This window comes from Rheinheimera mangrovi (genome assembly GCF_003990335.1).
Lineage (GTDB): Bacteria > Pseudomonadota > Gammaproteobacteria > Enterobacterales > Alteromonadaceae > Pararheinheimera > Pararheinheimera mangrovi.
Genome location: NZ_CP034683.1, coordinates 4,621,325 through 4,628,354 on the forward strand (window position 1 = coordinate 4,621,325; position 7,030 = coordinate 4,628,354).

At 46.4% G+C, this 7,030-nt stretch carries 8 protein-coding genes; 3 read left to right on the forward strand and 5 right to left on the reverse strand.

Annotated elements, in window-relative coordinates; genetic code table 11:
* The first annotated feature begins 50 nt into the window (after positions 1-50).
* From EK374_RS20600 to EK374_RS20610, 3 genes are read left to right on the forward strand one after another with little or no spacing between them, the layout of a single operon-like run.
* Entirely contained in the window at positions 51-542 is a 492-nt protein-coding gene (locus tag EK374_RS20600; RefSeq protein WP_127026390.1) for a YbhB/YbcL family Raf kinase inhibitor-like protein, read from the forward strand.
* A 56-nt stretch (positions 543-598) separates the two neighbouring features.
* Positions 599-1,390 carry a sulfite exporter TauE/SafE family protein gene (locus EK374_RS20605; protein WP_127026391.1) on the forward strand — a complete coding sequence of 264 codons (792 nt, stop codon included), beginning with the start codon at positions 599-601 and terminating at the stop codon, positions 1,388-1,390.
* Between the two features lie 26 nt (positions 1,391-1,416).
* Positions 1,417-2,604 (forward strand): YbfB/YjiJ family MFS transporter, encoded by a 1,188-nt coding sequence (locus tag EK374_RS20610; RefSeq protein WP_127026392.1) that lies wholly within the window; start codon positions 1,417-1,419, stop codon positions 2,602-2,604.
* Positions 2,605-2,611: 7 nt separating this feature from the next.
* On the opposite strand, the gene mnmE is transcribed toward EK374_RS20610, so the two are convergent.
* The 5 genes from mnmE to rpmH all read right to left on the reverse strand — a co-directional run bounded on the left by mnmE (position 2,612) and on the right by rpmH (position 6,587).
* A complete protein-coding gene (mnmE, locus tag EK374_RS20615; protein ID WP_127026393.1) occupies positions 2,612-3,976 on the reverse strand; it encodes a tRNA uridine-5-carboxymethylaminomethyl(34) synthesis GTPase MnmE in 1,365 nt (454 codons plus the stop codon).
* 232 nt (positions 3,977-4,208) lie between these two features.
* On the reverse strand, positions 4,209-5,843 hold the full coding sequence (gene yidC, locus EK374_RS20620) for a membrane protein insertase YidC (RefSeq protein WP_127026394.1): 1,635 nt from the start codon (positions 5,841-5,843) through the stop codon (positions 4,209-4,211).
* A gap of 3 nt (positions 5,844-5,846) precedes the next feature.
* A complete protein-coding gene (gene yidD, locus EK374_RS20625; RefSeq protein WP_127026395.1) occupies positions 5,847-6,110 on the reverse strand; it encodes a membrane protein insertion efficiency factor YidD in 264 nt (87 codons plus the stop codon).
* Positions 6,062-6,433, reverse strand: a complete 372-nt coding sequence (rnpA, locus tag EK374_RS20630) for a ribonuclease P protein component (protein WP_127026396.1) — start codon at positions 6,431-6,433, stop codon at positions 6,062-6,064. The genes yidD and rnpA overlap by 49 nt, the downstream gene beginning before the upstream one ends.
* 19 nt (positions 6,434-6,452) lie before the next feature.
* Positions 6,453-6,587: a 50S ribosomal protein L34 gene (gene rpmH, locus EK374_RS20635; RefSeq protein ID WP_008897167.1), complete on the reverse strand. Its 135-nt coding sequence runs from the start codon at positions 6,585-6,587 to the stop codon at positions 6,453-6,455.
* Positions 6,588-7,030 lie beyond the last annotated feature (443 nt).

A 7,030-nucleotide genomic window follows, 5' to 3' on the forward strand; every position in this document is an offset into this window, starting at 1 on the left:
CAGACTGATACCCTAACCCCATTGTTTGGACCCACAGTTAAGGATAAAACATGACGTCTACCGTATTTCAACTGACTAGCCCTGATATCCGTGAAGGCCATTTTATGGCAAAGACTTTTGAATTTAATGGTTTTGGTTGTGACGGCCCGAATCTGTCGCCTGCGTTAAACTGGCAGAATGCACCAGCTGGCACGCAAAGTTTTGCTATTACTGTGTTCGATCCGGATGCACCTACAGGTTCAGGTTTCTGGCATTGGCTGGTTCTGGATATTCCGGCCACTGTTACGTCATTAGCTCAGGGCGCTGGTAATGGTCAGTTACCAACAGGCAGTCGTTCTTTTAACAACGACTATGGCATCAAAGAATTTGGTGGCGCTTGTCCACCTGAAGGTCATGGCATGCATCGTTATCAGTTTACCGTCTGGGCTTTACCTGATGCGACTTTAGCTGTACCAGATGGCGCCAGCGCTGCTGTGGTTGGTTTTATGTTGAATGCGACCGCCATTGGCAAAGCGACCTTAACTGCCACTTATGCGCGGTAACTAAATTATTCTACCAGGCCAGCATCTGCTGGCCTTTTTAATGAAAGCGGGAAATTATGGATCTGTGGGGGCTGACGTTATTTATTCTGGCGGGTGTAGCTGGTGGTTTATTGCTGGGTTTAATAGGCGTCGGTATGGCCTTGGTGACAGTGCCTTTTTTAACTTTTATGCTGCCATCTTTAGGTTTCAGCACAGCAGTTTCACCCGTGATAGCGCTTGCCAGTTCTATGCTGATAGCTGCTATAGGTTCTATTTCTTCACTGCGGGTGCATCAGCAAAAGGGTACTATTAACTGGGGGTTGATCAGGTTAATGTTACCGGCCAGTTTATTCGGCGTTGTGCTTGGTTCCTTGCTGGTGACACGGTTACCAGCCTTGTGGCTGCAGTGCATTTTTGCCGCCTTTTTGCTTTATGTAGCTTTTTCTATGTTAAAGCCGTCAACAAAAACTGCTCAGCTGCAAGATCCACCCTCAAATCAACTATTACGCTGGTTTCCCGCTTTAGTTGGGGCTACCGGAAGTTTTATCGGTGCTGGGGGAGGCGTATTAATGGTGCCATTTTTAAGTCGTTTTATGGCCATGCCTAAAGCTGTAGCCAGTTCTGTGGCCGTGGGTTTTCCTGTGACAGTGTTTGGTGCTATTTCCTATATGCTGCAAACAGCTCCTGTTGCTCATCCGGATCTGATAGGTGCTGTATATTGGCCTGCTGTGCTGGGAATGAGCATAGGCTCTGTGGTAGCAGCTCCGCTTGGAGTACAGCTGGCCACTAAAGTACCAGCTGCCTTGTTGAAAAAGTTATTTGCCTGCGTATTACTCTTGATAGCGCTAAAAATGCTGCTGTCTTTTTAAAACTTTCTGGCTAAGGAAGCCTGCTTATGTCTGATCCCGGAGCGCGCCGTATCCTGTTGGCCGGTTTTTTTAGCCAGCTATTGTGTTTGGGCATAGCGCGTTTTGCCTATACTCCACTTATTCCTTTGATGTCTGGTGCAGGTCTTACTGAAGCTTTGGCTGGTTATTTAGCAGCAGTAAATTATCTGGGGTACTTTGCCGGCGCTTTATTGGCTGTGCGGTTAAAAGACTGGCAGTGGAAGCTTTATGCCTACCGTATTGGTTTGGTTTTTGCCGTAGTTAGCACACTGGCCACAGCTTATAGTTCAGATCCGCTGTTTTGGGGCTTGTGGCGCTTTCTGGCGGGTTTAAGTTCGGCGGCCTCAATGTTATTAGCCTCAGGTCTTATTTTGCAGCAGCTGGCCGCGCGTGGCGCTAAAGCTGAACTGGGTTTGCATTTTGCAGGCCTTGGTTTGGGCATAGCTTTAGTGGCTTTATTAGTAGAGCTGTTTAGCGCTGCAGCTTTGAGTTGGGATCAGCAATGGTTAGCGCTTAGTGTACTCGGATTGGTGCTGATTATTCCGGCATGGCGCTGGCTGCCTGCACCACAGCTGTCGTTATCCGCTAACAACACTGATGCAACGCCCTTAGCTTTACCCAGTAGTTTCCTTTGGCCGCTGTTTTTGATGTATTTCTGCGCCGGTTATGGCTATGTGGTCACTATCACTTTTATTGTCGCTATGGCGAGTCTGAATGCAGAACTAACTGGTTTTGGTAACTGGGCATTTTTTGCTTTAGGCGTTGGCGCTGCGCCAGCCGCTCTATTCTGGGATCGCGTAGCCAGACGGTCAGGTTATTTAGTCAGTTTACGCTGGGCTTTGTTGCTGAACGCTTTGGCTATTGTGTTACCTGTGCTGTGGAGTCAGGCGCTGGCCTTATTGTTTAGTGCCTTTTTATTTGGCATCAGTTTTGTGGGTTGCGTCAGCTTAATGCTGACAATGGCAGGGCGCTTATTGCCAGCAAAACCAGCTCAACTCATGGGTAAGATGACGCTTTGTTATGGCACAGCACAGGTTATAGCACCAGCTATCAGTGGTTATTTAGCCAAACAAAGCGGAAGCTTTGATTCAGGCTTACTTCTGGCCAGCGTTATTACTTTAGGTGGGGCGGCAGTGCTAACCTTGCTGATCCGCCGCACCGCCAGCGATCATCTGGCTATGCGGGGTGGGAGCTAGAATAGAGTTATTTGCCGATACAAAAGCTCGAGAAAATTCTGCCCAATAAATCGTCCGAACTGAATTCGCCGGTGATTTCATTCAGGTGTTGCTGAGTTAAGCGTAGTTCTTCGGCTAACAGCTCGCCCGCCAGGTGGTTATGCAACTGCGCATCGCCTATAGCTAAATGCTCTGCAGCGCGTTGCAGAGCGTCTAAATGGCGGCGGCGGGCGATAAAGCTGCCTTCGGTATTGGCGTCAAAACCCATACAGGCTTTGAGGTGATCACGCAGCTGATTGATACCTGAATTGGTTTTGGCTGAGATATGAAATACCGGATAGTCTCCATCCTGACTGGCACCCGTTGTTTCGCCTGTTAAGTCGGCTTTATTGCGGATCACAGTTAAGCCTAAGTCTTTAGGTAAACGTGACATAAAATCTGGCCAGATATCGGCTGGGCTGGTGGCATTGGTGGTGGTGCCGTCGACCATAAAGAGCACGCGATCTGCTTGTTCTATTTCCTGCCAGGCGCGTTCTATACCTATTTGTTCTACTTTGTCTGTGGCTTCACGTAAACCTGCGGTATCTATGATATGCAAAGGCATACCGTCTATATGAATATGCTCTCTCAGTACATCACGGGTAGTACCTGCTATTTCTGTCACTATGGCGGCTTCACGACCGGCTAAAGCGTTTAATAAGCTGGATTTACCAGCGTTAGGCCGGCCAGCTATCACCACGCGCATACCTTCGCGCAATATGCTGCCTTGAGTGGCTTGCTTCTGAATACCTGTTAAATCGGAGATGATTTCGGCTAAATCACCTGCCACCTTGCCGTCTGATAAAAAGTCGATTTCTTCATCCGGAAAGTCGATAGCAGCTTCGACGTAAATCCGCAGGTAAATCACTTTTTCTACCAGGTCATGTATCTTGCGCGAGAACTCACCCTGCAACGAATGCATAGCGGAACGGGCTGCTTGTTCAGAGCTTGCGTCTATTAAGTCGGCTATGGCTTCGGCTTGCGTTAAATCTAATTTATCGTTTAAAAAGGCCCGTTCGGAAAACTCACCTGGCCGTGCTATCCGCACATCTTTTATATCCAGCACACGGCGCAGCAGCATATCCAGAAGCACTGGGCCACCATGACCTTGTAATTCCAGCACATCTTCACCAGTAAAGGAATTGGGGCCCGGGAAATACAAGGCTATGCCCTGATCCAAAGTTTGTTTTTGTTCGTCTAAAAACGGCAGATATTCAGCAGTACGGGGTTTTGGCACTTTGCCCAGAATAGCGGTCGCCACTGCTGATACGGCAGGGCCTGATACCCGTATTATTCCTACACCGGCACGACCTGTGGCTGTGGCCTGAGCGGCAATAGTGTCTGTGCTGTACATAGATCAAACCTCGACTTAAATTATTGCCTTCGTACTTGAAGCTGCAGTTTTGTTGACCGCGTTCTCTCGCCCCAGTCACATAGGACAATCACATAGGACAACTATGCTCCTGGGGTCTCGTTCGCTTGTCGCCTCACTGCAACACCAATTACTTTGGCCACAGGATCAATTTGTTAAACTCATAAAAACAAAAAGGCCTGAGAACAGGCCTTTAAAGTGTATACCTTAAGCCTTAGCTTTTGGTGTATAGACCTTTCTTCTCCATACCGCGGTAGATATACAGCATCTGGGCTAAAGAGATCAGGTTGCTGACTAACCAGTACAGCACCAGACCACTTGGGAACCACAGGAAGAACACTGAGAATACCACCGGCATCCACAGCATAATTTTTTGCTGCATAGGATCAGTCACTGTCATAGGCGTCAGCTTTTGCATCACAAACATACTGATACCAAACAGCACTGGTAATACGTAGTACGGGTCTTGTGTCGACAAATCCTGGATCCATAACATAAACGGAGCCTGACGTAATTCCACGCTCTCAACGAATACCCAATACAAAGCAAGGAAGATTGGCATTTGCACCAGCATAGGTAAGCAGCCACCCATAGGGTTTACTTTTTCTTTGCGATACAACTCCATCATAGCCGGGCCCATCTTCTGACGGTCATCTTTATAACGGGCCTGCAGTTCGTCAATTTTTGGCTTCAGATTACGCATCTTGGCCATAGACTCGTACTGCACTTTGGTCAGAGGGTACATCAGGCCTTTCACCAGCAGGGTGATCATAATAATGGCCACACCCCAGTTACTGACAAAACTTTGGATAGTGGTTAATAACCAGAACAACAATTGGGAAATAAACCATAAGAAGCCGTAGTCGACTGTCAGATCCAGACCATCAGCAATAGCTGCTAATTTATCCTGATCCTTTGGACCAGCATAAAAAGTAGAAGCAATAGTCAGACTTTCACCAGCAGCAATAGTCAGCTCTGGGCCTTTAACTCCCACAATACCGTTGCCGTTATTCACTAAGCTATACAATTGGTTGTCTGCAGTTTTTTCAGGAATCCATGCCGCAACAAAGTAGTGCTCCAACATAGCCACCCAACCACCTTTGGTCGATTGAGCCAGGTTAGTTTCCTGCATCTCTTCAAAATCGTATTTTTCATAACGTTTCTCAGATGTTGAGTAAGCACCACCACGGTAAATAGGCATCATCATACTGCTGCTTTGGCCATTATTAATGGTTTGCACCAGATGCTGGTAAGACTGAACTAACTTGGTTTCAGCAGTGGTATTTTTCAGCAAATACTCTACCCGGACATCATATTTTCCCGCGGTAAAGGTATAGCGTTTTTCAATCTCTAAACCGTTATGGTTAAAGGTCAAAGGCACCACTACTTGCTGTTCGCCATTGGCAAGCTCGTAACTGGTTTTTGTTGCTGAATATACAGGACGGCCGCTGTTGCGTTTATCATCCGGGCCATCTGCTAATAAGCCAGACTGAGCTACATATTCGAAGCCATTGAGCTTACGCATTAGCTGATAAGGCTGATCGCTACCTTTGCTTACCGTAAAGGCAGGTAAAGTTAAATCAACAATATCGCCACCTTTAGTGTCGATCTGTACTTTTAATACATCAGTACTGACGGTGATCACTTGTTGAGTTGCAACTGGCGCGGCAGGTTGAGCTGAAGTGCCTGAACTGCTTAATTGTAAGTCGGCAGAACCAGTTGAACTGGTTGTACTTTGTTCAGTGACCGGAGTTACTGGTTTAGGCGCGTGATCGGTTTGCCATGCCTGCCATAACAATAAGCTAACGAAGGCGAGGGCTATCACTAATAAACTGCGTTGAGAATCCATCTGTTAGTTAGTCTCTTTCTGCTTTTGTGGAACCGGGTCTTCACCACCGGGATGTAAGGGGTGACATTTTAATAAACGTTTTGTAGTTAACCAACCACCTTTTACGGCACCAAAGCGTTCTATGGCTTCAATAGCGTAATGAGAACAGGTGGGATAAAACCGACAACTGGGTCCCAATAACGGACTGATCAACTTCTGATAACCACGTATAGTGGAAATTAGCAGTCTTGCACCAGTGTTTTGTATTGGCGAGCTATTTTGCCCCATAACTTATCCAGTTGCTTGTGCAATTCTTCATTGGGCGTGTTGCTGATATCACCTTTTACCATCAAAACTAAATCAACAGGCGGAAGTTCATGTTGGTGTAGCCTGAAGCTATCCCGTGAACATCTTTTGATGCGGTTTCGATGCGTGGCTAATTTAACACGTTTTTTGGCAATAGTCAGACCAAGTCTTGGATGAGTAGACTGAGTAGGTTTACACAAGATAGTAAAGAGAGGGGAGGAAACCCTGAAAGGATTTTGGAAGACATTGTCGAATTCGCGGGGAGTTAACAGACGTAACTCCCTGCTGAATGTATAGCTGACCACGCAGCGCTTACGAATCTGACTAGACTGTTAAGCGCTTGCGGCCTTTAGCACGACGACGTGCAATCACTTGGCGGCCATTTTTAGTAGCCATGCGAGCACGGAAGCCGTGGACGCGAGCACGTTTTAAAACGCTAGGTTGAAATGTTCTTTTCATAACTTCGTCCGTCCGGTCGATATTTACTAAGGGTCTGTGTTTTAGTAAAAACCAAAACGCAGCGATTAAAAAAGAGCGCGAATTCTAAGCGGGTCGGCCGCTGTTGTCAATGCAGATCCTTCTGTTTCTGCTGATCTGATCATTATTTTTTGTTGATCTTTAAAAGTTGTCCACAAGGCATGCTACTCAACTGGGATAAAATGTGAGTTGTTTTAAAAAATATCAGTTTTTGGACCGCTTTGGTCTGATCTTTTGCTTGCATATCAGTAAATAGAATAAGAGGTTTATTTCTATATAAAACAAGTGTTTACATATTGTTTTTTCTGCTCTGTGCTTTTTTGCAAAAGTCAATATTGAACTTGTGGATAAGATCGTATGATAATACCGCTCTTTTCACTTACGCCTGCCTAACTAAACAATAATTATTAGGGGCTTTTGGAGAT